Consider the following 23946-nt stretch of genomic DNA (forward strand, 5'->3'; position numbering starts at 1 on the left):
GGAGCAGGTGGCTCGGCTGCGCGCTTAGGGTTGGACGGGTTGATAGGACATGTTCGGTGAAAGAAGAATACGAAATTTTTTGTAATATTTGAGGACATTTCGCGCTTCATGAGGGACCTAAGGGGCCACCTTGAAATATCTGATCAACTGAGGCGCGCGGGATGCCTGCTATGTTCGCCTGGTCGCGAGTTTAGAGATGACGCTGACTCGCGTTTGGTTGAAAACTTGTTAGCCTCAATGGCGGAACATCAACGCGATAAGAACTAGGAACAAGTCACGAGCCGAATGAAAGGTCGATTACTGTCTGGTCATTGGCCATTTAAATTACCGTATGGCTTAAAAAGTAAAAGAGATACCAGTGGTCAAAGGCAAATTGTGCCAGATGAACCTCACTTTGGAATTGTTCAAAAAGCTTTGCAGGGCTTCGCGTCAGGTCGCTTTGAAAGTCAGCGCGAGTTGCGGCCGATGGCATTCAAAACAAAGAGCGTTTGTAGATGCTTAAAGTGCGCGCAGCGTGACGATTCAGAGGGTCAAAAGGTTACCAACAAATCAACTTTATAGCGGATACTTCGACTACCCAAACTGGGATGTCCCGCTAATTGGAGGAGTCATCCCTCCTGCCATCGACTTGGGGACTTTCAAAAAAATCAGGACAAGCTTGATCCGTCAGGTCGGACCCAGCGTTCGAACAGATCAAATGACTTCCCTGCAAGAGGGTTCATAGTGTGTGCAGAATGCGGTGGAAAATTGACAGCTTGTTGGTCCAGAGGAAAACGAAAAAAATATCCGTATTACTTATGCAAAACTCAGGGGTGCATGAGTTGTCGAAAGTCGGTCAGGCGCGGAATAGTCCACAACCAGATTGAGGAGTTGTTGAAAGAGCTCGTACCCAGGCCGGAAGGGTTAAGAGCCTTCAAGTCCTTTGTTGACTTTGCGTTGAAACGAAGGCTCCAAAACCACGATCAAAATAAACGAGCGTTAGACAACGAAATACAAGAGCTGCATGTTAGGCGGAGACGGCTTCTGGACAAAATTGTCGATGAAGATGATGAGGACATCACAAATGCGTTAAAGGAGAGGCTAAAGCAAGTAGAAGCAGATCGAATACTTAAAGAACAAATCCGTCTGAAATCTGAACAGAATGGAAAGAGGTCGTCCGAAAGGTTCGAGCACTGTTATATGATTTCCTCAAGTCCTTGTAATATTTGGAAAAATGTCAGTCTCTCGGTGCGAGGTGCAATTCTACGAGCCTGCTTTAAGAGCCCGCCACAATACTTAATTAAACGCGGGTTTCGAACACCTGAACTTCTCTAATTTTCAGCGCCTTAAAGGACGCAGACGAAGGAGAAGAACATTTGGTGGAGCCTAGGGGGATCGAACCCCTGACCTCTTGCATGCCATGCAAGCGCTCTCCCAGCTGAGCTAAGGCCCCAAACCTGTCAGGCCATCTGGCCTGTGTGCGCCTAATTAGGCGCTTCCTTGGGTGGGATCAAGTCAAAAACCCCACCCAAATCGATTAATCGTCGTCGCTCTCGCTTGGCATGTCAGCGATCTCTTCGAGAGACATATTTTCGTCCTCGTCTTCGTCCAGAACATCGTCTTCAAGTTCCAGATCAACGGTGTCATCTGAATCCAGAACGTCCGCATCTTCGCCGTCGGCCGCCTTGGCTTTCAATGTCGCCGCATCTTCGCGGTCAGCCGCAATCATCCGGCTTTTGCCGGTTTCCATTTCAACCACATCACCCGTATAGGGGCTTACGATGGGGTTCTTGTTCAGGTCGTAAAATCTTTTGCCCGTCGTTGGGCACAGGCGCTTAACGCCCCATTCTTCTTTGGGCATGGGAATCCCCTCTAAAACACATGAGTCTTGTCGACAGTCCGGGCCAACTGCCATATGTGATCGGGCAAGTCAAAGGGTATCGCACGATCGGCAGGAAGAGAGCGCTAATGGCACAACATATTTTGCCTTCTGAACCCGATATTGCCGTATCATTGCGGCGATCTGCGCGTGCCAAACGTATCAGCCTGCGGGTGTCACGGCTGGATGGCTGTGTGACGTTGACAGTTCCTAAACGTATCAGTGACGCCGAGGCTCTGGATTTTGCGCAGTCCAAGGTTAGTTGGTTACGGCGCCAACTCGCTGATCGGCCTCAGCCAGTTTTGGTGGGTTTCGGATCCGAAATCCCATTTCAAGGCTCGCTTTTGACAATTGCGCCATCCGCTGGTCACGGAATGGGGCGCGGTGTGCAATTGCGGGATGAAACGCTTTTTGTGCCCGGATCTCCAGAAAGTGCTGGTGTCAAAGCGCTTGGGTTTTTCAAACAACAAGCGCGGCAACGGTTGGTCGCCGCTGTTGACCGTTATGGCGCAGCACTTGGTCAGCCTTACAGCCGCTTCACACTGCGTGACACGCGCTCTCGCTGGGGGTCCTGTTCGTCAGAGGGCGCGCTGATGTTTTCTTGGCGTTTGATTCTGGCCCCATCAGAGGTTTTGGACTACGTGGCAGCGCATGAGGTCGCGCATTTGGCGCAGATGAATCATTCGCCAGCCTTTTGGGCAGTGGTCGAGCAACTTTTTGGTCCCCATCAAGCAGAGCGCAATTGGCTGCGACGCCACGGCGAAAAGCTGCATCAATACAGATTCCGCGCCGGTTAGGGTTTTCCGTTGACCTAGCCTTCATTTGTGATCACAAGCGCTGTCATGCACGCAGCTCATAAATCACCTGACCTGTCGACCTCTGCGCACGATCGCGTGTATCGTGGCTTGCGCAGTCGGATTATGCACGGTGAAATCCCACCGGGCCAGGCACTGACCATTCGCGGCATTGGCGCGGAATATAATGTGTCAATGACCCCAGCCCGAGAAACGGTGCGTCGCCTTGTGGCCGAGGGCGCTCTAACGCTGTCCGCATCGGGGCGCGTTTCAACGCCAGAATTGACAAACGATCGCATCGAAGAGCTGGCCGCCTTGCGGGCCCTGATCGAAGTAGAGTTGTCGACGCGGGCGTTACCCCGGGCTCATATCGCCTTGATTGACAGGCTGCAGGTCATCAACAACGAGGTGATAGACGCGGGTATTCAGCGCGACGCACAAAGGTACATACGCGCCAATCTAGAGTTTCACCGTACACTTTATTTGCGGGCGCAGGCACCCGCTATGTTGGCCATGGCAGAAACCGTTTGGTTGCAACTCGGTCCAACCATGGGTGCACTGTACAGCCAGACACGGCGGTCAGATCCACCGCAATATCACCGTTTGATCCTTGCCGCGCTCAAAGCAGGCGACGAACCCGGCCTGCGGCTGGCCGTGCGCACTGATGTGACGCAAGGCTTGCACCATTTGACGACTTAGTCGTGTTTCAAGAGTTAGGCTGCCAGGCCCTTATTGCCAAGCGCTAGGAATTTGTCACGCCGCGCTTTTGTCAATGTCGCGCGATCCATGCCGTCCATTTCACCCAGCATATCGCTGATGGCTTTGCCCACCGAGGCAATGGCGGCGTCACGGTCACGGTGTGCGCCTCCCAGGGGCTCTGTTACGCTGCGATCAACAACACCCAACTGCAACAGGTCTTGAGCTGTCAGTCGCAATGCTTCAGCAGCTTCGCGCATTTTGTCCGCGTTTTTCCAAAGAATTGACGCACAGCCTTCTGGTGTGATCACCGAATAGACCGAATGCTCCAGCATGGCGAGCTTGTTGGCAGTGGCAAATGCAACGGCTCCGCCAGAACCACCTTCGCCAATGATAACGGAAATTACCGGCACACCGACCTGAAGACATTTTTCCGTGCTGCGCGCGATCGCTTCAGATTGTCCGCGTTCTTCAGCGCCTTTGCCCGGATACGCACCGGGGGTATCTACAAGCGTGATGATGGGCAAATTAAACTTGTCTGCCAATTCCATCAAGCGAATGGCTTTGCGGTATCCTTCTGGGCGTGCCATACCAAAATTACGTTCGATCCGCGATTTGGTGTCGCTGCCTTTTTCCTGGCCAATCACCACAACAGGCTGGTCGTTAAACCGCGCCAATCCACCCATGACAGCCAAATCATCGGCAAAATTCCGATCCCCGGCTAAGGGCGTATAATCGGTGAACAGTGCGTCGATATAATCGGCACAATGCGGGCGATTTGGGTGTCGCGCCACCTGGCATTTTCGCCATGGTGTCAGGTTTTGATAAAGTTCACCCAGCAACTCGCCGGCTTTTCGGTCAAGGGCCGTGGCCTCGTCGGTCACATCCATTTCCTCGTTTTGCCGCGCCATCGCCCTAAGTTCTTCGGCTTTGCCTTCAATTTCGGCCAATGGTTTTTCAAAATCGAGGTAATTGGTCATGTCTCACTCCGCACAGTCTGCGCTTAGGTATATGACCTTGCAAAACGGGAAATGCAACTGATGCGATGTGCCCTGCTGCACAGAATTTCTAATTCATCAGGTTTGGCCAGAGCGAGGCCATCAGCAGAAAGGCCATGGACCAGTTGAACAGCTGCAACCGCCTCGGGCTGCTTAAGAAACGTTGCAATTGCTGGCCCAAAACGGTCCAAATGCTGACAGAGGGAAAGTTCACCAAACCGAAAATGGCACCAACCAGCAATACAGAAATTAGATCGCGATTGGGCGCATAAAGCGTTATGGCACCTAGTGCCATAGTCCAAGCCTTTGGATTGACCCATTGAAACAGCGCTGCCTGAATGAATGTCATTGGACTGGCGGATTTTCCAGCTGTTTCCGGCCGGCCTGAAACCGCAATCTTCCATGCCAGCCAAAGCAAATAGGCCAGGCTCACAACCTTTAGAACAACATATGTTGCCGGCAGAAGATCAAAAATTTGCATAAGCCCAAGGCCAACAAGAACCACCATCACAGAAAATCCAAGCGCAATCCCCAACATATGCGGCAGCGTTCTGATGAACCCGAAATTGGCCCCAGAGCTGAGTAGCATCATATTGTTGGGCCCGGGCGTGATCGAGGTCACAAAGGCAAAAAGCGCGAGAGCAGAAAGTGTTTCATAAGGCATGGGTGCAATTTGACAGCGATTTGGGTGTATTGAATTGCATTTCTGCCGATTTTGGGTTTATTTTTGCAATTAATGGCTAAAAATGATCAAATAAGTCAAAAGATATTGCAAGTGCTCTCTAAGGACGGGCGCATCAGCAACTTGGAATTGGCAGACAAAGTTGGCTTGTCTCCTTCGGCCTGTTTGCGCCGTGTTCAAGATCTGGAGCGGAGCGGCATTATTAAGGGCTACCGGGTTGTCTTGGATAAAGCAAACTTGGGAATTGGTTTTGTAGCCTTTGTGACAGTCGGGCTTAATCAGCACACCAAAGCCGCACAGGAATCGTTTGAACGGGCTATTTCACGCGCACCTGAAGTGGTGGAGTGTCACAACATTACCGGGGCCGTAGAGTATCTTTTGCGCATAGAAGCCGAAAGCCTGACCGCTTACAAAGCATTTCACACAAATGTTCTTGGGACGTTGCCGCAGGTACATGCCATCACATCTTATGTTGTGATGGATTCACCAAAAGATGCGCGCGCCTAAAGCTATTGACGTGCTAATAGTTGGCAACCCGACATAGAGAGCAAGAAGAGTCGGGCCGCCAAACGGACCGCAAAAGCGGCTCGATTCGTTATTTGTTAGCGATCAATTCAGCCTGAGCCACAATGACCTCAGCCTGCTTGATCGAAGCGATGTCTACCAGTCGGCCCTTATAGACCGTCGCGCCTTCGCCTTTGGCTTTTGCTTCCGACATTGCCGCAAGAATTTCCCGGGCTTCAGCAACAGCGGCTTCCGAAGGTGTGAATACTTCGTTGGCCAATCCAATTTGCTTTGGATGGATGGCCCATTTGCCCACCATGCCCAGAGTCGCCGAACGTTTTGCCTGCGCGATATAGCCCTCATCGTCTGAAAAGTCTCCGAAAGGTCCGTCGACGGGCAGGACGCCATGCGTGCGGCAGGCGGCAACGATCTTGGCTTGTGCCCAATGCCAGGGATCTGACCAATGTTTGTCATCGCCGCGTTGCATGTAATAGTTTTCCTGGGTGCCGCCGATACCGGTGGTTTGCATGCCCATTGACGCGGCGAAATCTGCGGCCCCGAGGCTCATGGCTTGCATGCGTGGCGAAGACGCTGCGATTTCTTCGGCATGGGCAATACCTGCTGCGGACTCGATGATCACTTCAAAAGAGATCGGTTTTGCCCGTCCTTTTGCGGTCTCAATCGCTGTCACCAAGGCATCAACGGCATAAACATCTTCCGCGCAGCCGACTTTTGGGATCATGATTTGATCAATGCGGTCGTTTGCTTGTTCAAGCAGGTCAACAACGTCACGATACCAATATGGTGTATCGAGGCCGTTGATACGCACGGACATATACTTGTCACCCCAATCCAATGTGTTCAGGGCTTCAATGATATTTGCACGGGCGCTGTCTTTGTCCGAGGGTGCAACGGAATCCTCAAGGTCAAGATTTATGACATCGGCTGCCGACTTGGCCATTTTTTCAAAGATTGCTGGGCGCGAGCCAGGTCCAAACAGCTGACATCGGTTCGGGCGCGCCGGAGCTGCGGGTTGAATGCGGAAACTCATGAGATTCCTCCAGGTAAGGAAGTTTCGAAAATGTCTGATTATTCGTTATTAAATTGCGCGATGGGCCGCAAGCACATTTTGCGCCTGCGGCAATGATTACGCTGCGTTGCGGCGATCTGCTTCGTGAAGATTCGACGAAGATTTGATCTCTAGTTGGGAGTATCTTGCCTGAAAAATACCTAATAGGAAGAATTATTCGAATACTGGAGGATTAAACGCAGAAAATACGATGAAATTTCGACTAGAAGTGAGGAATTCTGCCAAAAAGTGAACTCACGCGGGACAAATGCCATGATCGAAACTCCATATCTTCTCTTCTTGGGCGATGCGCCAGATATGTTGGCTGCCAAAGTAGCGATTGGCATTCGCGATTGGCGCCCAGATAATGCGATTGGTCAAATCGGTCTGGAGGGCTGTGGCGCTGACCTCGGCTTGACGGAAATGACCCTAGAGCAAGGGCTAGAAGCGGGTGCCAAGACACTGGTAATTGGCGTGGCCAATCGTGGCGGCTACATTTCCGCGGCGTGGAAAGAGGTTCTCGTGCGGGCGCTTGAGTTGGGCTACGACATTGCCTCCGGACTACATAACTTGCTGCGCGACGAAGGCGAGCTTGTGGCCGCGGCACAAATGCACGGTCGCACATTGCACGACGTGCGTGTCCCAACCGTGGCATACCCAATCGCCACCGGTGTAAAGCGCAGCGGCAAACGCTGCCTTGCAGTTGGGACCGATTGTTCGGTTGGCAAAATGTATACTGCGCTGGCCATGGATACTGTGATGCAAGAACGCGGCATGAAATCGTCATTTCGTGCCACAGGCCAAACCGGCATTTTGATCACTGGTCAAGGCGTGCCATTGGATGCTGTTATCGCCGACTTCATGGCTGGGGCCGTTGAATACCTGACACCCGATAACGACCCAGATCACTGGGATATGATCGAAGGGCAGGGTTCTTTGTTCCACGTGTCATATTCAGGCGTGACTATGGCGCTTGTGCATGGCGGACAACCCGATGCGTTGATCCTTTGCCACGAACCAACACGCGAACATATGCGGGGCCTTCCAGGGTTTTCTCTGCCGAGCTTAGAAGCCCTGCGCGACACAGCGATTACCCTCGCCAAAGTGTCTAATCCTGATGTGAAAGTTGTCGGAATTTCCGTCAATACCCAGCACCTAAGTGAAGACGAAGCAGTGTCCTATCTGGCAGAGGTGGAAGCCCGCATGGGGCTGCCTGCTGTTGATCCCTATCGACACGGCGCAGGTCGGCTTGTAGACGCGTTAGACGCAATCTGATTTGGCAAGAAGGCGCTTTTAGAAGCGCCTTTTTTCCGTTGAAAGGACACGATATGAAAGTCACCGTGACTCCGGATACATTTCGGTTGGCGCAGGTCTTCACTATTTCACGTGGCTCACGTACCGAAGCAAAGGTCTTGACCGTGGAAATTGAGCAAGCCGGGATCATTGGGCGCGGCGAATGTGTGCCTTATGCTCGCTATGACGAAACTTTGGAAAGCGTAACTGCGGAAATCGCAGCGCTGCCAGAGACGTTTAACCGGGAAAACTTGCAAGAGCTTTTGCCGGCAGGTGCCGCCCGCAACGCCGTTGATTGTGCGCTTTGGGACCTTGAGGCCAAAATGGCAGGAAAACCAGTTTGGGAACTGGCGGGTTTGCCCGAGCCAACACCAGAAATCACCGCCTATACGCTGTCATTGGATTCTCCTGAAAATATGCGTGTTCAAGCCAGCGAACACGCCCATCGTCCATTGCTCAAAATCAAACTTGGTACAGCTGATGACATGGCGCGGCTAGAGGCCGTCCGTGCTGGGGCCCCTAACGCCCGTATCATTGTGGACGCAAATGAAGGATGGTCTGCAGAAGTATATGCAGAGCTTGCCCCGCATTTGGTACGCCTCGGGGTTGAGCTTGTGGAACAACCCTTACCTTCCAGCGATGACGATGCATTGATTGGCATGCAGCGGCCAGTCCCTGTGTGTGCCGATGAAAGTTGTCACGACCGCAACAGCCTGGCGAAACTGCAAGGAAAATATGATGTTATCAACATCAAACTGGACAAAACCGGTGGTTTGACCGAAGCCTTGAAATTGCGTGATGCGGCTCTTGAGCAAGGGTTTCAGGTGATGGTTGGGTGCATGGTTGGCAGCTCTTTGGCGATGGCTCCGGCGGTGTTGGTTGCTCAGGGTGCAGTGGTAACAGACCTTGACGGGCCGCTCTTGTTGTCCGAAGACCGCAAGGAACCTTTGATTTTTGACGTTGCCGGGGTACATCCGCCCAAACCGGCATTATGGGGCTGAGGAGAATACTATGACCCGAACTGTTTATGTAAATGGCGAATACCTGCCGGAAACAGAGGCGAAGATTTCGATCTTTGATCGGGGGTTTTTGATGGCCGATGCGGTATACGAGGTAACAAGCGTGCTGGATGGCAAGCTGATCGACTTTGAAGGCCATGCCGTACGCTTAGCGCGCTCGTTGAAAGAGCTGGATATGCAAACGCCTTGTACCAAAGAAGAGCTGCTTGAAATTCATCGTCAATTGGTCGCGAAAAACGACATCGTCGAAGGGCTCGTCTATTTGCAGGTTTCACGTGGGTCCGATGGCGACCGTGACTTCGCTTTCCCCGATCCTGAGACCACAAAACCTACTTTGGTTTTGTTTACGCAAAACAAGCCGGGTCTCGCCAATAGCCCAGCGTCCCAAAAGGGTGCCAAGGTGATTTCGATCGACGACATTCGCTGGGGCCGTCGCGATATTAAGACGGTTCAGCTTCTGTACCCTTCAATGGGAAAAATGATGGCCAAAGCTGCAGGTGCTGACGATGCTTGGATGATCGAAGATGGCTATGTCACCGAGGGCACGAGCAACAATGCCTATTTCGTAAAAGGTGGCAAAATTGTAACGCGCCCGCTGTCTACTGACATTCTGCATGGCATCACACGAACAGCAGTTTTGCGGTTGGCAAAAGAAGCCCAAATGGAAGTCGAAGAGCGCTTGTTCACAATCGATGAAGCCAAAGAGGCTGATGAGGCCTTTACAACGTCAGCCTCTGCTTTTGTCATGCCTGTTGTCGAAATTGATGGCGCGGTATTGGGGGACGGGACACCCGGCCCAATCGCAAAACGCCTGCGCGAGATCTATTTGGATGAATCGCTGAAACATGCCATCTGAATACAGGTTTGATATTGGAAAAGGCGGGCAGGTCCCCGCTTTTTTTATGTGAATTTGAATTGGCTGTGGTTTGTGTAAGTATCGCCAGGGCGCAGGATTGCGTTCGGGAACTCAGCTTTGTTTGGCGCATCCGGCCAGTTCTGCGGCTCTATGGCCAAACCCGCATATCCACCATAGCTGCGGCCATCCAAGCCCGCGTCAACCAATGAGAACTCTGGCGCATTGAAGATTTGTAAACCAGGTTGGTCAGTTGCAATCGTCAGATTTGGGCTTTCATCAGCCGTTGTAACATGGGCAACGTCCCGCAGCAGGGTTTGCTTATCTGACACACAATAATTGGTGTCCAGCAATGCGCCAACAAGCGCGCGCGGAGACTGTAAGTCCCGCTCTGTACCCGTGATGTCTACGACTGCCCCGGTGGCGATATGTTCCTCGTCATATTCCAACGCGTGTTGGGTCAAGATTTGCACTTTATGCGCATCGACTTTGGGCCTGCCATCCAGATTGAAATAACAATGTAATGCAAGCCCACAAATCGTTGCTTGATCCGTTGTTGCGATTAGCGAAATATCAAGCGTGGCATTGTCCAAAAGCGTATAGGTGCAATCGATTGACAGGTTCCCTGGAAAGCCCATGTGCCCGTCTGGCGATACAATGGACAGCGTAACGCTGTTTTCAGACATTTCAGCGATGTGCCAGTTTTGGTATTGCAGGCCGTCTGTGCCGCCATGCAACGTGTGGCGGCCAAGCCAGTTGCGGTCCAACTGATAGGTCTTACCATCGATTTGAAAGGCCGCACCGCCAATACGATTGGCAAATCGTCCGGCTATGGCCCCCATACACGCCTTGTTATCTTGGTAATCTAGGATGTTCTCAAACCCCAAAACCAGCGGGTGTGAAACTCCCTTTAGGCGCAGGTCTTGGACAGCGGCACCGGCAGTCACGATCTTTGCGGTCAGGCCGCCCCCCGTCAGGGTGACCTGCTGAATTTCTTGACCGCGCAAGGTCATCGCTGTCTGGGTGATTGCCATGGTCTTACGCCTTGTCTCCGACATTTTCTTTGAAGGCCACTTCAAAAGCCGCTTGCTTGGCGTCGCTGGCATCGGTTTGGTAGTTGGTTTTCCACGCGTCCATTGTCATGCCGTAAAACAGCTCGCGCGCTTCGGTCTTTGACATTTCAATGCCGCGATCATTTGCAGCTTCCTGGTACCAGCGGGACAGGCAGTTTCGGCAAAATCCGGCAAGGTTCATCATGTCGATGTTTTGCACATCGGTGCGCTTTTCCATTAGGTGTTCTTGCAGGGCGCGAAATGTAGCAGCTTCAAGTTCGATACGGGTTTGGTCGTCCATTGTGGGGCCCTTTTTAAAGCACGCGTTTTGCGTAAACGTCTTGGTCTATCTCGATCGGGAGAACAGTCAAAGTTCCTACTTCGGGCAAATGGGCTTCAAGTACCGCAAGCAGATCATTTGCAAGCTTTTGACGCACCTCCAATGGGCGACCAGCAACCAATCGCAGCGTGAGGTGGGCAAAAGTTTGAGGCTCGGCACCTGAAAACACATTGTCACAGGCGATGGTGCGGGTTTTGATATCTTTGCCCGCCCCAAAGACACCGCTTTCCAGCGCGGCTTCAAACAGTGCTTTTGCCAGAGCGTTCATGTCCCTTTGCCTGCTCAATTCTGCAGAGTGCTCTAAAATCAGATGTGGCAATGGCCGTCTCCTTAATAACCACTTTGATTAAGCGCATCTTGCAGCATGGGTGCAAGACGTATGGCCCAATCGTGCTGATCCTTTTCCGAAGTGATCAGATCTTGGCGTAGTTCAATCAATGTATTCAGGCGGCCATTTTGCAGCGCCAACCGGTCAATCGTATCTCCGGGCAGATGGCCTGCATATGGTTCGTTGTCGCCAACGGTCAGATCGGGTTCTTGTTGTAGTCGCGCAATGAAGTGCTTGCCAAAGTTTCGTGTGTCATGCGCTGCGTGCAAAATGCCAATTTCCCATGGGCGAGGCTTGCGGCCATTCAGCTTAGGCGAGAAGCTATGCATCGCAACGATCACAGGGTCTTGTCGTGTGTTCGTCATTTCGTCGAGAGCCGCATGGTAAGGTGCATAATAAGCGTCGATGCGCCGGGCTTCTTCAGCCTCGTCTATGTCGGCATTGGCAGGCACAATTGTGCCGTCATACAGCCGCATCACCAATGTCGGGTCGTTGCGTCCGCGGTTTGGATCAATCACCAAGCGCGAAAAGTTTGAGCAGACGACCGGGGAATCCAGCAGTTCGCCAAGTTTCAGAGAAACGCCCAACGCCCCAATATCGTAGGCTATATGCCGCTGCATATCCTGAGCCGATAGTCCTAGATCCCCATTGTTGATTTCGCTGGGAACCAAATTCGTCGCGTGATCCGCGGTGATCAGCCAACGCCCTGGGCGCTCTGCGCCAAAAATCTTAAAAGCTTCGTGTACCATGTGCCTGTCATTTCCTTCGGCTCCCCAATAGGACAGACTCTGGGAAAAGGGAATTGCGCAATCGGGCGTGACGTTATAGTTAGCGGTAACATTTCCCCTCGCAAGGTGAGAGACATACCATGAGACGCCAAAGAAACGTAAAGATCGTTGCCACGCTCGGTCCAGCATCAGAAACCTACGAAACCATTCGTGCGCTACACGAGGCTGGGGCAGATGTCTTCCGTCTTAATATGAGCCATGGGCAACACGATGAGATTGCTGAAAAGCATCGGATCATCCGGCAGATTGAAAAAGATCTTTCCAGCCCAATCGCGATTTTGGCGGACCTTCAGGGCCCTAAATTGCGCGTTGGTGTTTTTGCAGGCGAGGGTGAAAACCTGGTAGAAGGCGAGAAGTTTCGTCTCGATCTAGATAAAACTCCGGGTGACAAGACGCGGGTTTGCTTGCCTCACAAAGAGATCTTTGACGCCTTGCAAGCAGGTGCGCATCTTTTGGTTAACGATGGTAAAATCCGGTTGCGTGTCGAAACCTGCGGAGCTGATTTTGCTGATTGTGTTGTCGTCACCGGTGGTATGATTTCTAATCGCAAAGGGGTGAATGTTCCCGACGTTGAATTGCCACTTGCAGCGCTTTCCGAAAAAGACAAAAAAGACTTGGAATTCGTTTGTGAACTGGGTGTTGACTGGCTTGCTTTGTCCTTTGTTCAACGTCCTGCGGATGTTTTGGAAGCGCGCGAAATGGTGCGTGGCCGAGCCTCGGTCTTGTCCAAAATTGAAAAACCAACAGCCGTTGAAAACTTCGATGCGATCCTAGATGTATCCGACGGCATTATGGTCGCGCGTGGCGATTTGGGTGTTGAGCTGCCAGTGCAAAACGTCCCTCCAATCCAAAAGCGACTTGTGCGCCGTTGCCGCCGCGAAGCAAAGCCGGTGATTGTTGCGACCCAGATGCTGGAAAGCATGATCGAAAGCCCGATGCCAACACGCGCCGAGGTTTCTGACGTTGCCACAGCGATTTATGAAGGCGCAGATGCGATTATGCTGAGCGCAGAATCAGCGGCGGGTTCCTATCCGATCGAAGCCGTGACGACGATGGACAATGTGGCCAAAGAAGTCGAAAGCGACCAGACCTATCGTGACGTCATCGAGGCCTCACGGTCCAGCAAAGGCGAATCAGTGGCCGATGCGATCGTTTCTGCGGCACGCGAAATCGCGGAAACCACAGAAATCAGCGCCATTTGCTGCTTTAGCCAGAGCGGTACAACCGCGCTGAAAGTTGCGCGGGAACGCCCACGTGTACCAATCATTGCCATGACGAGCCGCTTGTTGACCGCCCGCCGTCTGGCGCTGACCTGGGGTACAACCTGTGTCACAACGCCAGAGCTTGATCGCTTTAAGTCTTGCGTTGTTGCTGCCGTCGGCGCTGCAAAGCGGCTCGAGATTGCAACTGAAAAAGATCAGGTCGTTGTCACTGCGGGTCTGCCATTTAACATGCCTGGCACAACCAACATTGTTCGAGTTGCACCGTGTGATGAGCGTTTGATTTTGGCCACCGAACCAGAATAACCTAGGCGCATCAGTAATTTGATGCGGAGGTAGCCGTGAACACGGATGTTGTCTTAACAATTGGCCTTGTTCTTGTGGTGTTTTCAGTGCCGGCTTTTTTGTCGGCACTGTCTGATGGGCGGTCCAAACGGGCAGCGTCGCTGTGTATCATTCTTGCGGGTGCTTGCGTTGCTTGGGCCCTGGCAACCAAGCCCGGAGGCTACACGCTTCAGCAAATCCCAGAAGTGGTGATCGCCCAGATAGCCTACCTGATCCGTTAAGCTCAAATACTTCTTGCAGCTTCACAATTTGCGGCGTATATCGCGCCATCTATACGCGCGTCCGGCTGAGTGGCATGCCGAGTCGCGTTTGAACCGACGACTATGAAGGAGACGGAAATGCCTAAGATGAAGACCAAATCAAGCGCCAAAAAGCGCTTTAAAGTGACGGCGAGCGGCAAAGTAAGAGCTGCCCAAGCTGGCAAACAACACGGTATGATCAAGCGTTCGAACAAGTTTCTGCGCAACGCACGTGGCACGACAACATTGTCTGCTCCTGATGCGAAGATCGTTAAATCCTACATGCCATACGCTCGCTAAGGAGTACTGAACTATGTCTCGCGTTAAAGGTGGTACAGTTACCCACGCCCGTCACAAGAAAATCGTCAAACAAGCAAAAGGCTATTACGGCCGCCGGAAGAACACCTTCAAGGTTGCGTCTCAGGCAGTTGATAAAGCCAACCAATACGCGACTCGCGACCGGAAGAACCGGAAGCGTAATTTCCGCGCATTGTGGATTCAGCGTATCAACGCTGCTGTCCGTGCACATGACGAATCACTGACATATTCGAAATTCATCAACGGCCTGAACTTGGCTGGCATCGAAGTGGACCGTAAGGTTCTGGCGGATCTCGCCGTGCACGAGCCAGCAGCGTTCACTGCGATCGTTGAGCAAGCTCAAGGCGCATTGGCTGCATAAGCCACGCCCTGTGTGACAAGGAATAGACGCCGCGTTCATTGGACGCGGCGTTTTTTGTTTGCTTATTAAGCGCCGCAGCTCATATTGCCCCAATTGGCAAATAAGAAGACGACAGGCATTCACATGGATCACAAGACCTTTGTTGGTTCGCTGGATCGAAGCGACCTTGCAGCTCTGATGGTGACCCGAGATCGTCCCGGAATGGTCCATCTTGCCGGTCATATCGCGTTGATCGTGATTGGATCGTTTTGGATTCTAAGAGGCTGGTTTCTTTGGCCCTTCGTTTTGGTTATTCAGGGGGTCGTGATTAGCTTTTTGTTCACACTGGAACATGAAGCCACGCATAAAACGCCTTTTAAAACAAAATGGATCAACGAAGCGGCTGGCTGGCTCTCTGGTTTGTTGATCTTGCAGCCGTTCTTTTGGTTCCGTTGTTTTCATATGGCGCATCATCGCCACACCAATATTCCGGGCAAAGACCCAGAGCTGATGTCGGGCTATAAGCCCGAAGGCCGTGCGGCGTTTGTTTGGTACCTAACAGGCATTCCTTATTGGATTGGAATGACGCGACAGATTTGGCGCAATGCCAAGGGGAAACGGTTCCACAACTACGTGCCAGAGCGTGCTTATCCGCGCGTGACCCGCGAAGCGCGCATCATGTTGGCTTTCTATGGTGTCAGTCTGCTCAGCCTTGCGATGACCGGGTTTGTGTTCTGGGTTTGGATTTTGCCGACGTTTTTGGGTATGCCATTTTTACGTCTTTATCTTTTGGCCGAGCACGGTCGCTGTGCCTATGTCGCCAACATGTTCGAAAACACGCGCACAACTTACACCACAAGGTTTGTCCGCTTTATCGCTTGGAACATGCCATATCACGTGGAGCATCACACCATTCCAGCCGTGCCATTTCATCAACTTTCGGTCCTGCACAAAACTCTTGAGGGGCATCATGTCGTGACATCTGATGGATATACTGGTTTTGCCGCCGAGTATCTGCGCGAAACACGCTAGCGCTTGCACGTCGCGCGATTGCGCGGTAACCCGCAGAGAAGAATTTGCGGCAAGGGTTATAAGATGGACGATCTCAGAGACAAGTATATCAGCCTGATTGCGGATGCTGCCGATGAATCTGCAATCGAAGATCTGCGGGTGCAGGCGGTTGGCAAAAAAGGCGAAATTGCTCTGAAAATGCGCGAGCTGGGCAAGATGTCTCCTGAAGAGCGCCAGATCATGGGGCCAAAGCTGAATGCGTTGAAAGACGAGATCAACTCTGCCCTGTCCGGCAAGAAAGCGGCGCTTGCAGATGCCGCTCTTGATGAACGTCTGCGCACCGAATGGCTGGACGTCACATTGCCTGGTCGCACGCGCCGTCAAGGCTCTATTCACCCGATTTCACAGGTCACCGAAGAGGTCTCTGCGATCTTTGCAGACATGGGCTTTGCCGTGGCCGAAGGACCGCAGATCGAAACCGATTGGTATAATTTTGACGCGCTGAATATTCCGGGCCACCACCCGGCGCGCGCCGAAATGGACACGTTTTATACTCATCGCGCCGAAGGCGACGCGCGCCCGCCACATGTGTTGCGTACACACACATCGCCGGTACAGATCCGCTCGATGGAAAAGCAAGGCGCGCCAATTCGCATTGTATGTCCGGGCCGTGTTTATCGCGCCGATTATGACCAGACCCACACGCCGATGTTCCACCAGATCGAAGGTCTGGCGATCGACAAAGACATCTCGATGGCCAATCTAAAGTGGGTATTGGAAGAGTTCTTTACGGCCTTCTTTGGCACCAACGTCAAAACCCGCTTTCGCGCCTCGCATTTCCCGTTCACTGAACCATCAGCCGAAGTTGATATTCAGTGCAAATGGGAAAATGGTTCTGTCAAAGTCGGCGAGGGCGACGACTGGCTCGAAGTGCTTGGCTCTGGCATGGTGCACCCAAAGGTGCTGCAAGCCGGTGGCATTGACCCCAATGAATACCAAGGCTTTGCCTTTGGCATTGGCATCGACCGTCTGGCGATGCTGAAATACGGCATCCCAGACCTGCGCGCGTTTTTTGATTCAGACCTGCGCTGGCTGCGCCACTATGGCTTTGCTTCATTGGATCAACCGACCTTGCACGGTGGTTTGACGCGGTAAGCTAATGAATAAAAACGAATGTTAGGCGGGCAAATGCCCGCCTTTTTATTTTTATGTTCGACTAAGCCTGCAACTCTGCCAAAATCTCTTCCAGCATCTCCATGCCTTTGCCCCAGCCGCTGCCCATGCCTTCCATGGCACCTTCAAAACAAGCGATTTCGGCATCGGTGGCGTCATGTGGCACCCATTCAAGCCGCATCTGGCATTTGTCGCCATCCGCTTGAAACGTCACTGTTGTCAGCAGGATACGCGGCCAATCGGGCATCATTTGATTGGCGGATATGTTCCAATCGGCGTCGGTGTTGCCGTGTAGCCAGACGAGACGCTGATCTTGCAAAACTTCAGAATAATCAGCCCGCTGAAAGCTCGACATCTTGCTCATTTTCATTTCGTGCAGCCATTCGCCGCCTTCGCGCACATCCATTTTATGCACAATCGATGTCACGCCGGGCCCATACCAGCGCGATACCAATTCTGGTTCGGTCCAAGTGCGCCACACCAAGGCGGGTGGGGCGTTGAACGTGCGTTCTAAAACATAGGTTGGTAATTCACTCATCAGGTATCTCCTTGTTTCAATTCTTCGAGCAGGTCATCCAATTGATCAAATGATCCGGTCCAAAACTTTTTAAACTCTTCTAGCCAAGCAACCGCATCCGCCATTGGCGCTGCCCGAAGGCGCGCTGGGCGGCGCTGCTTGTCGATAGCGCGATCAATCAAACCCGCATTCTCAAGCACTTTCAAATGCTTAGAGATTGCTGGCTGGCTCATTTCAAAGGGCTTCGCCAATTCATTCACCGAGGCATCGCCCCCGGAAAGCTGTGCCAATATGGCCCGCCGGGTTGGGTCGGCGAGGGCCCCAAAAACGGCGTCTAGGTTTGGGTTTGGTTGTGCATAACTGATCTGTTCCATAACTTAATGGTTATATAAGTGAGAAGATTCGGTCAAGCCCCGATTGAATCCGGCTGAAATCGCCCAAAACCCTTCCCCCTCTGCAGCATATCCGTTAAAGCCAATCTGACCCGATATTGACTTGCGGAATGGACCGATGAAATTCACTCTCTCTTGGTTGAAAGACCACCTGGACACCGACGCGAGCCTTGACGACATCCTATATGCCCTTACGGATTTGGGCCTAGAGGTCGAAGAGGTTCATAACCCTGCGGACCGGTTGAAAGAGTTTACTATCGCCAAAGTTCTGCATGCAGAAAAGCACCCTGACGCAGATAAACTGAAGGTTTGCAACGTCTTAACAGACGCGGGCGAAAGCCAGATCGTTTGTGGTGCACCCAATGCGCGCGAAGGCATCACCGTGGTTCTGTGCAAACCCGGCAGCTATATTCCGGGCCTGGATATCACCATCAAGGTTGGCAACATCCGTGGCGTTGAAAGCCACGGCATGATGGCGTCCGAGCGCGAATTGGAATTGTCCGACGAACACAACGGCATTATCGAATTGCCGTCAGGTGAGGTTGGGCAGAAATTTATTGACTGGTTGGCGGAAAACGATCCAGCCAAGGTCGACCCAGTGATTGACATCGCGATCACCCCAAACCGCCCGGATGCCCTGGGTGTACGCGGCATCGCGCTTGATCTAGCAGCGCGTGGGCTTGGCACCATGAAACCTGCGAAAACAGTAGACATTTCAGGTGCTTATTCGTCACCTATCAAAGTGACCATCGACGAAGATACGCGCGAAAACGGCTGTTTTGTCTTTGCTGGGCGCATGATCAAGGGCGTCAAGAATGGTCCCTCTCCGCAGTGGCTACAGGATCGGTTGACGGCGATTGGCCTGCGTCCGATCTCTGCTTTGGTGGATATCACCAACTTTTTCACCTTTGACCGCAACCGTCCTCTGCATGTTTTTGACGCTGATAAAGTGCAGGGTGACCTGCGTATTCACCGCACCCAAGGTGGCGAAACCTTGGTGGGATTGGATGAAAAAGAATACTCATTTGGCCCTGGCCAAGTTGTGATATCGGATGATCAAGCCGTTGAAAGTATTGGCGGAATCATGGGTGGCTTGGCCACGGGCTGTACCGAAGAAACCACAAATGTTTTTGTCGAAGCCGCCTATTGGGATCACATCCAGATCGCCATGACGGGCCGGGCACTAAAGATCAACTCGGATGCGCGGTATCGCAATGAACGTGGGATTGATCCGGCGTTTAATATGGAAGCCTTGGACCTGGCGACAGCGATGATCATCGAGCTGTGTGGTGGTGAGCCATCGGACGTGGTGACCGCGGGCGAAGTGCCCGATGTCAGCCGCGCTTACAAGCTGGATACAGACCGCGTTCAGTCTTTGGTCGGCATGGAAATTCCAGCAGATCAACAGCGTAAGACTTTGATAGACCTAGGTTTTATCCTAGAGGACGACATGGCGCAGGTGCCATCTTGGCGCCCGGATGTGCAGGGCGAAGCGGACCTTGTCGAGGAAATTGCGCGGGTGGCGTCTTTGACGAAATTGCAGGGCATTCCATTGCCGCGGGTCAATCCGGGTGTGCCAGCGCAAATCTTAACGCCGGCCCAAAAACGTGAACAAATAGGCCGCCGTACCACGGCGTCACTTGGTTATAATGAATGCGTAACCTATTCATTTATCGACCAAAAATCAGCAGAGCTGTTTGGTGGTGGATCAGACGAAACAAAGTTGGAAAACCCGATTTCCAGCGAAATGAGCCATATGCGCCCCGATCTTTTGGCGGGCTTGTTGCAGGCGGCGGCGCGCAATCAGGCGCGTGGGTTTATGGACTTGGCGTTGTTTGAGGCGGGCCCTGCCTTTCACGGTGGCGAACCGGGTGAACAGCATGGACAGATCACCGGCCTTTTGGTGGGGCGCAGCACCGCCAAAGATGTGCATGGCGAAAGCCGGGGCGTAGACCTGTTTGATGCAAAAGCAGACGCCGAGGCCGTTCTAGCTGCCATCGGCGCGCCGGCAAAAGTTCAAATCCAACGCGGCGGCGCCGAGTGGTGGCATCCGGGTCGTCATGGTCGAATTTGTTTGGGTCCAAAGAAAACAATGTGTGTTTTCGGTGAGTTACACCCCAAGGTGCTGGCTGAAATGGATGTAAAGGGGCCCGCGGTGGCCTTTACGATCTATCCAGAAGAGATTCCGATGCCGCGTAAGAAGTCGGCCACGCGCGCTGCGTTGCAATTGCGCGATTTGCAAGCCGTTGAACGGGATTTCGCCTTTGTCGTCGACACCTCTGTTGAAGCCTTGACCCTGGTGAATGCCGCCAATGGCGCAGACAAAGAGCTGATAGACAGCGTGCGTATCTTTGATGAATTCAAAGGCGAAACGGCTGAAAAACAAATGGGTGCGGGCAAGAAATCCATCGCCATGACCGTGCGTTTGCAGCCAAAAGAAAAGACTTTGAAGGAAAAAGACATCGAGGCCGTGGCGGCCAAGATCATCGACAAAGTTAACAAAGCGACCGGCGGTACATTACGCGGTTAATTGTACAATTTGTACGTTTCGCGGCCTGAAACGTACGATTCGTTTGCCTAAAACCCCCGGTTTCGCCGGGGGTTTTGCTTTAGGGCTACTTTTTCCCTGAAAGGTGATCTGCAAGCAGGTCAAATACCAGTCGAATGCGCCGGCTGGTGTGCAACTCGCGGTGGGTCACCAACCAGATCGGAAAAACGATGGGCGGCATGTCAGGCAGCAGGCGCACCATGCCCGGCGTCAATTGCGCCACATCTTCCCCCATAATCGCAATGCCAAACCCGTCTTGGCACAGCTGCCAAGCCACAAGGCCGTTTTTGGACCCGATCGGAAAGTTTTTGGGGGTTACCGGCATGCCAAGTGGTTCCAGAAATCCAATCATTTCCTTGGTGTCGCCAAAGGACACAAAATCATGATGCGCAAGATCGGCCAGCGTGGTTGGGACCCCCTTGGTATCAAGGTAGTCTTGCGCGGCATACAAATAGGCTTTGGGCTCGGCCACAAGCCGGGCAATTAGGTCGGGCTGTTCTGGACGCACATGGCGCAGGGCAATGTCTGCTTCGCGGCGCATCAGATTTTGGATCTCGTTGGCGGCCACTACGATGATGTAGAGATCTGGCGCAACCTCACGCAGCTTTTTTAGGGCAGGTGGCAACAGGTAGGCCGAGAAAACATCTGAGGCGGTGATGCGCACCTCGCCGTCAATCGCCTGTGATTGCCCTGTGGCCACAAGCGAGACCCGATCTGCGGCCTCGCCCATGAGCCGGGTGTGTTCAAGCATTTCGACCCCGGCTTGTGTCAGCTCTAATGTGCGGCCAACTCGTTCAAACAGCATGATGCCCAACTCGTCCTCGAGTGCCGCAACCTGGCGGCTGAGTGTCGGTTGGGTGAGCCCCAGATGACGGGCTGCTGCAGAGAGGGAACCGGTGTCGGCGGTGGCTAGAAACGCGCGAATATGGTTCCAATCGGGGAGGGAGGATCCTGAGGTCATACGAATATGTATAAGCTCGCTGCGAATTTGCGCAATTTTTTTATAAGGCTGCTGTGGGTATTGTTTCGCCAAAGGAGCAATATCATGCTGGTTGAAGAAAAGTTCTGGGATGGCGTTTCCGCGAAATACGCCAAAAGCCCAATCAAGGATCCCGAAGCCTATCAATTTACGCTGGATCGCACGCGCAGTTATTTGAAGGCAGGGGATCACGTACTGGAGATCGGGGCTGGCACCGGCAGTACGGCTTTGCTGTTGGCGGATGCCGTGGCCGAGATTGTGGCCACTGATATTTCTAACGCGATGCTTGATGTTGGCCGCGCTAAGGCCAGAGAGCAGGGCATTGAAAACGTGCGGTTTGAGCAATGTGACGCCGCGCAGCTTCCAGCGGCCCCCTTTGATGTGGTGCTGGCGCATAACATTCTGCATTTGATCGAAGATCTGCCGCAGGTTTTAGCTGCCGTGCATGACAGCTTGCGTCCCGGCGGTCTGTTTATCTCTAAGTCCTTTTGCAAACCAAAACGCGGCCTGCAAATGGAATACCGCGTGATGCGCTTGGTGCTGCCAGTGATGCAAAAGCTGGGCAAAGCGCCCTTTGTGGCGATGCGCTCGGTCGAAGAATTTGAAGAGATGTTTTGGCAGGCGGGATATGAACCGGTTGAAGCCGCGCATTACCCAGAAACCAACGCCAATCGCTATATCGTGGCGCGCAAGCGGTAATCGGCGGGGTTTTGGTGCGGCATTTCGCTAGACGCTTTGGCCGCAAGCGGCGATACTGCGCCTTCAAACAGGGGGGCTTGATATGTCGCTAAAGGTTTATTTGTCGGGCGAAATTCACACTGACTGGCGCGAACAAATTGTAAATGGGTCAGAGGGTTTGGCGATTGAATTCGCAAGCCCCATCACAGATCACGCGGCAAGCGATGATTGTGGCGTGCAGATTTTAGGCGATGAATCCAGCAAGTTCTGGCACGACCATAAAGGCGCAAAGTTAAATGCCATTCGCACCCGCAAGGGCATCGAAGACGCGGATGTGGTTGTGGTGCGATTTGGTGAAAAATACAAACAGTGGAATGCGGCGTTTGATGCGGGATATGCTGCTGCGCTTGGTAAGTCGTTGATCGTGCTGCATGGGCCGGATCATCAACACGCGCTAAAAGAGGTGGATGCGGCCGCACTTGTGGTGGCCGAGCAGCCAAAGCAGGTTGTTGAGGCGCTGCGATATGTTCTGACCGGGGCATTGCCTGATTAAGAACGCGCTGCCAGAAATTTCATAAAGGCCCCAGATCAGTCTCTGGGGCCTTTGTGTATCTGGACTAGGCTTCGCGGGGCGGGTTGTTCAGCCCGATTTGAACCGCAGGTCGCTCTAGGAAACGGGCGATATAGGCTTGCAGGTTGGGCAGTTTATCCAGACCCACCAGCTCTTCGGCACCATAAAAGGACAGCCCGCGCAGCCACGGAACAATGGCAATATCAGCGATGGAATAAAAGCCGGTGATCCAGTCTTTGCCGTCGAGTTCTTTTTCCAGCACCGCCAGCAGGCGTTTTGCTTCGACGATATAGCGGTCACGGGGACGTGGGTCTTCGATTGCGCTGCCAGCGAATTTGGTGAAATAGCCCAATTGACCCAACATTGGACCAAGCCCGCCCATCTGGAACATCAGCCATTGAATGGCCTTGGCTTTGTCTGCTGCGGTTTCACCAATCAATTTTCCGGATTTTTCCGCGAGATAGATCAGGATGGCTCCGCTTTCAAACAGGCCGATGGGTTCACCGTCTGGGCCATTTGGATCAATGATCGCCGGGATCTTATTGTTCGGGTTCAGCGACAGGAATTCCGGGCTTTGCACGTCGGCATCTGACAAAGTCACGCGATGCGCCTCATAGGGCAGGCCGATTTCTTCCAGTGCAATAGAGACCTTCACACCATTTGGCGTTGGGAAGGCATATAGCTGCAGAACTGACGGGTCAGTGGCGGGCCATTTTTGGGTGATTGGGAATTGGGCAAGCGATGTTTGGGTCGTGGTCATTGGGGGCTCCGTTCTAGCTTAGGGGGAACATAGGCGATTTTTCCCTTGGTGCGAGAGGGGCAATCGTGCGTAATTTGCGATGCGATGTGCGTTTATGCAAAATGGGCGCGTTTAGGGGACATAAGAGGGACATTATTATGTTGAGTGAGTTCAAGGATTTTATTGCCAAGGGCAATGTGATGGATATGGCGGTGGGCATAATTGTCGGCGCGGCCTTTACGGCGATTGTGAAATCAATGGTCGGGGATTTGATCAACCCAATCATCGGTGTTTTCACCGGCGGTGTTGATTTCACCAACTTGTATATTGTTCTGTCGGGCGAGGTGCCTGCTGGTGCCAGTCTTGAAGCCGCGCGAGAAGCCGGAGCTGCGGTCTTTGCCCATGGGGCGTTTATCATGGCGGTGATCAACTTTTTGATGATCGCTTTCGTGGTTTTCATGCTTGTGCGCTATGTCAATAAAGTGAAAGAAGCCGCCGAGAAGAAAGAAGAAGCCGCCCCCGCCGAGGAGGCCCCAGCCGGGCCAAGCGAGCTGGATGTGCTGTTGGAAATCCGCGATTCTTTGAAGAAATAAATGTGCTGG

Annotated in this window: 30 protein-coding genes and 1 tRNA gene; 18 read left to right on the forward strand and 13 right to left on the reverse strand. The window is 52.8% G+C overall.

Features of this window, described 5'->3' with window-relative positions:
* Positions 1-84 precede the first annotated feature (84 nt).
* A complete protein-coding gene (locus ABXG94_RS13385) occupies positions 85-267 on the forward strand; it encodes a recombinase family protein (protein WP_353535459.1) in 183 nt (60 codons plus the stop codon).
* A gap of 456 nt (positions 268-723) precedes the next feature.
* Positions 724-1314 carry a hypothetical protein gene (locus tag ABXG94_RS13390; protein ID WP_353534946.1) on the forward strand — a complete coding sequence of 197 codons (591 nt, stop codon included), beginning with the start codon at positions 724-726 and terminating at the stop codon, positions 1312-1314.
* Between the two features lie 42 nt (positions 1315-1356).
* Here ABXG94_RS13390 and ABXG94_RS13395 read toward each other — a convergent pair.
* Together ABXG94_RS13395 and ABXG94_RS13400 are read right to left on the reverse strand one after the other, a co-directional pair.
* A tRNA-Ala gene (locus ABXG94_RS13395) sits at positions 1357-1432 on the reverse strand.
* Between the two features lie 84 nt (positions 1433-1516).
* Entirely contained in the window at positions 1517-1840 is a 324-nt protein-coding gene (locus ABXG94_RS13400; RefSeq protein ID WP_353534947.1) for a TIGR02300 family protein, read from the reverse strand.
* 107 nt (positions 1841-1947) lie between these two features.
* Between ABXG94_RS13400 and ABXG94_RS13405 the strand changes: the two genes are divergently transcribed.
* Both ABXG94_RS13405 and ABXG94_RS13410 read left to right on the forward strand, forming a co-directional pair.
* A complete protein-coding gene (locus ABXG94_RS13405) occupies positions 1948-2655 on the forward strand; it encodes a M48 family metallopeptidase (protein ID WP_353534949.1) in 708 nt (235 codons plus the stop codon).
* Between the two features lie 45 nt (positions 2656-2700).
* Positions 2701-3351, forward strand: a complete 651-nt coding sequence (locus ABXG94_RS13410) for a GntR family transcriptional regulator (RefSeq protein ID WP_353534951.1) — start codon at positions 2701-2703, stop codon at positions 3349-3351.
* A gap of 14 nt (positions 3352-3365) precedes the next feature.
* Here ABXG94_RS13410 and ABXG94_RS13415 read toward each other — a convergent pair whose 3' ends face one another.
* The gene (locus ABXG94_RS13415; protein ID WP_353534953.1) at positions 3366-4328 is read right to left on the reverse strand and encodes an acetyl-CoA carboxylase carboxyltransferase subunit alpha; all 963 of its coding nucleotides are present in this window, start codon (positions 4326-4328) and stop codon (positions 3366-3368) included.
* Positions 4329-4416: 88 nt separating this feature from the next.
* The gene (locus ABXG94_RS13420; protein WP_353534956.1) at positions 4417-5010 is read right to left on the reverse strand and encodes a LysE family translocator; all 594 of its coding nucleotides are present in this window, start codon (positions 5008-5010) and stop codon (positions 4417-4419) included.
* A gap of 72 nt (positions 5011-5082) precedes the next feature.
* Here ABXG94_RS13420 and ABXG94_RS13425 point away from each other — a divergent pair, with 72 nt between their 5' ends.
* Positions 5083-5535 carry an Lrp/AsnC family transcriptional regulator gene (locus ABXG94_RS13425; protein WP_353534957.1) on the forward strand — a complete coding sequence of 151 codons (453 nt, stop codon included), beginning with the start codon at positions 5083-5085 and terminating at the stop codon, positions 5533-5535.
* A gap of 88 nt (positions 5536-5623) precedes the next feature.
* Here the strand turns inward: ABXG94_RS13425 and ABXG94_RS13430 are convergent, their stop codons facing one another.
* On the reverse strand, positions 5624-6583 hold the full coding sequence (locus ABXG94_RS13430; protein ID WP_353534959.1) for an L-malyl-CoA/beta-methylmalyl-CoA lyase: 960 nt from the start codon (positions 6581-6583) through the stop codon (positions 5624-5626).
* A 291-nt stretch (positions 6584-6874) separates the two neighbouring features.
* On the opposite strand from ABXG94_RS13430, the gene dgcN reads away from it, so the two are divergent.
* The 3 genes from dgcN to ABXG94_RS13445 are packed head-to-tail and all read left to right on the forward strand — an operon-like array spanning position 6875 to position 9769.
* Positions 6875-7876, forward strand: coding sequence for an N-acetyltransferase DgcN (gene dgcN / locus ABXG94_RS13435; protein ID WP_353534961.1), 1002 nt, complete (start codon positions 6875-6877; stop codon positions 7874-7876).
* A 53-nt stretch (positions 7877-7929) separates the two neighbouring features.
* The gene (dgcA, locus tag ABXG94_RS13440; protein WP_353534962.1) at positions 7930-8895 is read left to right on the forward strand and encodes an N-acetyl-D-Glu racemase DgcA; all 966 of its coding nucleotides are present in this window, start codon (positions 7930-7932) and stop codon (positions 8893-8895) included.
* Between the two features lie 10 nt (positions 8896-8905).
* Complete coding sequence (locus ABXG94_RS13445; RefSeq protein ID WP_353534964.1) at positions 8906-9769, forward strand: D-amino-acid transaminase; 864 nt, start codon at positions 8906-8908, stop codon at positions 9767-9769.
* Between the two features lie 44 nt (positions 9770-9813).
* On the opposite strand, the gene ABXG94_RS13450 is transcribed toward ABXG94_RS13445, so the two are convergent.
* From ABXG94_RS13450 to ABXG94_RS13465, 4 genes are read right to left on the reverse strand one after another with little or no spacing between them, the layout of a single operon-like run.
* Complete coding sequence (locus tag ABXG94_RS13450) at positions 9814-10800, reverse strand: aldose epimerase family protein (RefSeq protein WP_353534966.1); 987 nt, start codon at positions 10798-10800, stop codon at positions 9814-9816.
* A gap of 4 nt (positions 10801-10804) precedes the next feature.
* Complete coding sequence (locus tag ABXG94_RS13455) at positions 10805-11119, reverse strand: DUF1244 domain-containing protein (protein ID WP_353534967.1); 315 nt, start codon at positions 11117-11119, stop codon at positions 10805-10807.
* 13 nt (positions 11120-11132) lie between these two features.
* The gene (locus ABXG94_RS13460; protein WP_353534970.1) at positions 11133-11477 is read right to left on the reverse strand and encodes a 5-carboxymethyl-2-hydroxymuconate Delta-isomerase; all 345 of its coding nucleotides are present in this window, start codon (positions 11475-11477) and stop codon (positions 11133-11135) included.
* Positions 11478-11488: 11 nt separating this feature from the next.
* On the reverse strand, positions 11489-12235 hold the full coding sequence (locus ABXG94_RS13465) for an N-formylglutamate amidohydrolase (protein ID WP_353534971.1): 747 nt from the start codon (positions 12233-12235) through the stop codon (positions 11489-11491).
* 119 nt (positions 12236-12354) lie between these two features.
* On the opposite strand from ABXG94_RS13465, the gene pyk reads away from it, so the two are divergent.
* The 6 genes from pyk (at position 12355) to pheS (ending at position 16902) form a co-directional block, all read left to right on the forward strand.
* On the forward strand, positions 12355-13800 hold the full coding sequence (pyk, locus tag ABXG94_RS13470; protein ID WP_353534973.1) for a pyruvate kinase: 1446 nt from the start codon (positions 12355-12357) through the stop codon (positions 13798-13800).
* A gap of 35 nt (positions 13801-13835) precedes the next feature.
* Positions 13836-14060, forward strand: a complete 225-nt coding sequence (locus ABXG94_RS13475; RefSeq protein WP_353534975.1) for a hypothetical protein — start codon at positions 13836-13838, stop codon at positions 14058-14060.
* Between the two features lie 117 nt (positions 14061-14177).
* The gene (rpmI, locus tag ABXG94_RS13480) at positions 14178-14378 is read left to right on the forward strand and encodes a 50S ribosomal protein L35 (protein WP_353534978.1); all 201 of its coding nucleotides are present in this window, start codon (positions 14178-14180) and stop codon (positions 14376-14378) included.
* Between the two features lie 13 nt (positions 14379-14391).
* Complete coding sequence (gene rplT / locus ABXG94_RS13485) at positions 14392-14757, forward strand: 50S ribosomal protein L20 (RefSeq protein WP_353534980.1); 366 nt, start codon at positions 14392-14394, stop codon at positions 14755-14757.
* Between the two features lie 123 nt (positions 14758-14880).
* Positions 14881-15768, forward strand: coding sequence for a fatty acid desaturase (locus ABXG94_RS13490; RefSeq protein ID WP_353534981.1), 888 nt, complete (start codon positions 14881-14883; stop codon positions 15766-15768).
* A 63-nt stretch (positions 15769-15831) separates the two neighbouring features.
* Entirely contained in the window at positions 15832-16902 is a 1071-nt protein-coding gene (gene pheS / locus ABXG94_RS13495; RefSeq protein ID WP_353534983.1) for a phenylalanine--tRNA ligase subunit alpha, read from the forward strand.
* Positions 16903-16963: 61 nt separating this feature from the next.
* On the opposite strand, the gene ABXG94_RS13500 is transcribed toward pheS, so the two are convergent.
* Positions 16964-17458 (reverse strand): SRPBCC family protein, encoded by a 495-nt coding sequence (locus tag ABXG94_RS13500; protein WP_353534985.1) that lies wholly within the window; start codon positions 17456-17458, stop codon positions 16964-16966.
* Positions 17458-17811 carry an ArsR/SmtB family transcription factor gene (locus ABXG94_RS13505; RefSeq protein WP_353534987.1) on the reverse strand — a complete coding sequence of 118 codons (354 nt, stop codon included), beginning with the start codon at positions 17809-17811 and terminating at the stop codon, positions 17458-17460. The genes ABXG94_RS13500 and ABXG94_RS13505 overlap by 1 nt, the downstream gene beginning before the upstream one ends.
* Positions 17812-17947: 136 nt before the next feature.
* Here ABXG94_RS13505 and pheT point away from each other — a divergent pair, with 136 nt between their 5' ends.
* Positions 17948-20359: a phenylalanine--tRNA ligase subunit beta gene (pheT, locus tag ABXG94_RS13510; protein WP_353534989.1), complete on the forward strand. Its 2412-nt coding sequence runs from the start codon at positions 17948-17950 to the stop codon at positions 20357-20359.
* Positions 20360-20444: 85 nt separating this feature from the next.
* On the opposite strand, the gene ABXG94_RS13515 is transcribed toward pheT, so the two are convergent.
* Positions 20445-21338, reverse strand: a complete 894-nt coding sequence (locus ABXG94_RS13515) for a LysR family transcriptional regulator (RefSeq protein ID WP_353534991.1) — start codon at positions 21336-21338, stop codon at positions 20445-20447.
* Positions 21339-21422: 84 nt separating this feature from the next.
* On the opposite strand from ABXG94_RS13515, the gene ABXG94_RS13520 reads away from it, so the two are divergent.
* A complete protein-coding gene (locus ABXG94_RS13520; RefSeq protein ID WP_353534993.1) occupies positions 21423-22055 on the forward strand; it encodes a class I SAM-dependent methyltransferase in 633 nt (210 codons plus the stop codon).
* 82 nt (positions 22056-22137) lie between these two features.
* Positions 22138-22587 (forward strand): YtoQ family protein, encoded by a 450-nt coding sequence (locus ABXG94_RS13525; RefSeq protein WP_353534996.1) that lies wholly within the window; start codon positions 22138-22140, stop codon positions 22585-22587.
* Positions 22588-22651: 64 nt separating this feature from the next.
* On the opposite strand, the gene ABXG94_RS13530 is transcribed toward ABXG94_RS13525, so the two are convergent.
* Complete coding sequence (locus ABXG94_RS13530) at positions 22652-23365, reverse strand: glutathione S-transferase family protein (RefSeq protein ID WP_353534997.1); 714 nt, start codon at positions 23363-23365, stop codon at positions 22652-22654.
* Between the two features lie 137 nt (positions 23366-23502).
* On the opposite strand from ABXG94_RS13530, the gene mscL reads away from it, so the two are divergent.
* Positions 23503-23937, forward strand: a complete 435-nt coding sequence (gene mscL, locus ABXG94_RS13535; protein ID WP_353534999.1) for a large conductance mechanosensitive channel protein MscL — start codon at positions 23503-23505, stop codon at positions 23935-23937.
* The last annotated feature ends 9 nt before the right edge of the window (positions 23938-23946 follow it).

Origin of the sequence: Cognatishimia sp. WU-CL00825, assembly GCF_040364665.1 — a bacterium.
Taxonomy (GTDB): Bacteria; Pseudomonadota; Alphaproteobacteria; order Rhodobacterales; family Rhodobacteraceae; genus Cognatishimia.

Bases quoted from the DNA above. Each gene is read 5' to 3' on its own strand.
- mscL (WP_353534999.1), top strand. From the start codon at position 23,503: ATGTTGAGTGAGTTCAAGGATTTTATTGCCAAGGGCAATGTGATGGAT.
- ABXG94_RS13520 (WP_353534993.1), top strand. From the start codon at position 21,423: ATGCTGGTTGAAGAAAAGTTCTGGGATGGCGTTTCCGCGAAATACGCC.
- ABXG94_RS13515 (WP_353534991.1), bottom strand. From the start codon at position 21,338: ATGACCTCAGGATCCTCCCTCCCCGATTGGAACCATATTCGCGCGTTT.
- ABXG94_RS13525 (WP_353534996.1), top strand. From the start codon at position 22,138: ATGTCGCTAAAGGTTTATTTGTCGGGCGAAATTCACACTGACTGGCGC.
- ABXG94_RS13465 (WP_353534971.1), bottom strand. From the start codon at position 12,235: ATGGTACACGAAGCTTTTAAGATTTTTGGCGCAGAGCGCCCAGGGCGT.
- ABXG94_RS13505 (WP_353534987.1), bottom strand. From the start codon at position 17,811: ATGGAACAGATCAGTTATGCACAACCAAACCCAAACCTAGACGCCGTT.
- ABXG94_RS13415 (WP_353534953.1), bottom strand. From the start codon at position 4,328: ATGACCAATTACCTCGATTTTGAAAAACCATTGGCCGAAATTGAAGGC.
- ABXG94_RS13430 (WP_353534959.1), bottom strand. From the start codon at position 6,583: ATGAGTTTCCGCATTCAACCCGCAGCTCCGGCGCGCCCGAACCGATGT.
- ABXG94_RS13455 (WP_353534967.1), bottom strand. From the start codon at position 11,119: ATGGACGACCAAACCCGTATCGAACTTGAAGCTGCTACATTTCGCGCC.
- ABXG94_RS13425 (WP_353534957.1), top strand. From the start codon at position 5,083: ATGGCTAAAAATGATCAAATAAGTCAAAAGATATTGCAAGTGCTCTCT.
- pheT (WP_353534989.1), top strand. From the start codon at position 17,948: ATGAAATTCACTCTCTCTTGGTTGAAAGACCACCTGGACACCGACGCG.
- ABXG94_RS13530 (WP_353534997.1), bottom strand. From the start codon at position 23,365: ATGACCACGACCCAAACATCGCTTGCCCAATTCCCAATCACCCAAAAA.
- dgcN (WP_353534961.1), top strand. From the start codon at position 6,875: ATGATCGAAACTCCATATCTTCTCTTCTTGGGCGATGCGCCAGATATG.
- dgcA (WP_353534962.1), top strand. From the start codon at position 7,930: ATGAAAGTCACCGTGACTCCGGATACATTTCGGTTGGCGCAGGTCTTC.
- pheS (WP_353534983.1), top strand. From the start codon at position 15,832: ATGGACGATCTCAGAGACAAGTATATCAGCCTGATTGCGGATGCTGCC.
- ABXG94_RS13405 (WP_353534949.1), top strand. From the start codon at position 1,948: ATGGCACAACATATTTTGCCTTCTGAACCCGATATTGCCGTATCATTG.
- rpmI (WP_353534978.1), top strand. From the start codon at position 14,178: ATGCCTAAGATGAAGACCAAATCAAGCGCCAAAAAGCGCTTTAAAGTG.
- ABXG94_RS13490 (WP_353534981.1), top strand. From the start codon at position 14,881: ATGGATCACAAGACCTTTGTTGGTTCGCTGGATCGAAGCGACCTTGCA.
- ABXG94_RS13400 (WP_353534947.1), bottom strand. From the start codon at position 1,840: ATGCCCAAAGAAGAATGGGGCGTTAAGCGCCTGTGCCCAACGACGGGC.
- ABXG94_RS13500 (WP_353534985.1), bottom strand. From the start codon at position 17,458: ATGAGTGAATTACCAACCTATGTTTTAGAACGCACGTTCAACGCCCCA.
- ABXG94_RS13450 (WP_353534966.1), bottom strand. From the start codon at position 10,800: ATGGCAATCACCCAGACAGCGATGACCTTGCGCGGTCAAGAAATTCAG.
- ABXG94_RS13445 (WP_353534964.1), top strand. From the start codon at position 8,906: ATGACCCGAACTGTTTATGTAAATGGCGAATACCTGCCGGAAACAGAG.
- ABXG94_RS13420 (WP_353534956.1), bottom strand. From the start codon at position 5,010: ATGCCTTATGAAACACTTTCTGCTCTCGCGCTTTTTGCCTTTGTGACC.
- rplT (WP_353534980.1), top strand. From the start codon at position 14,392: ATGTCTCGCGTTAAAGGTGGTACAGTTACCCACGCCCGTCACAAGAAA.
- pyk (WP_353534973.1), top strand. From the start codon at position 12,355: ATGAGACGCCAAAGAAACGTAAAGATCGTTGCCACGCTCGGTCCAGCA.
- ABXG94_RS13410 (WP_353534951.1), top strand. From the start codon at position 2,701: ATGCACGCAGCTCATAAATCACCTGACCTGTCGACCTCTGCGCACGAT.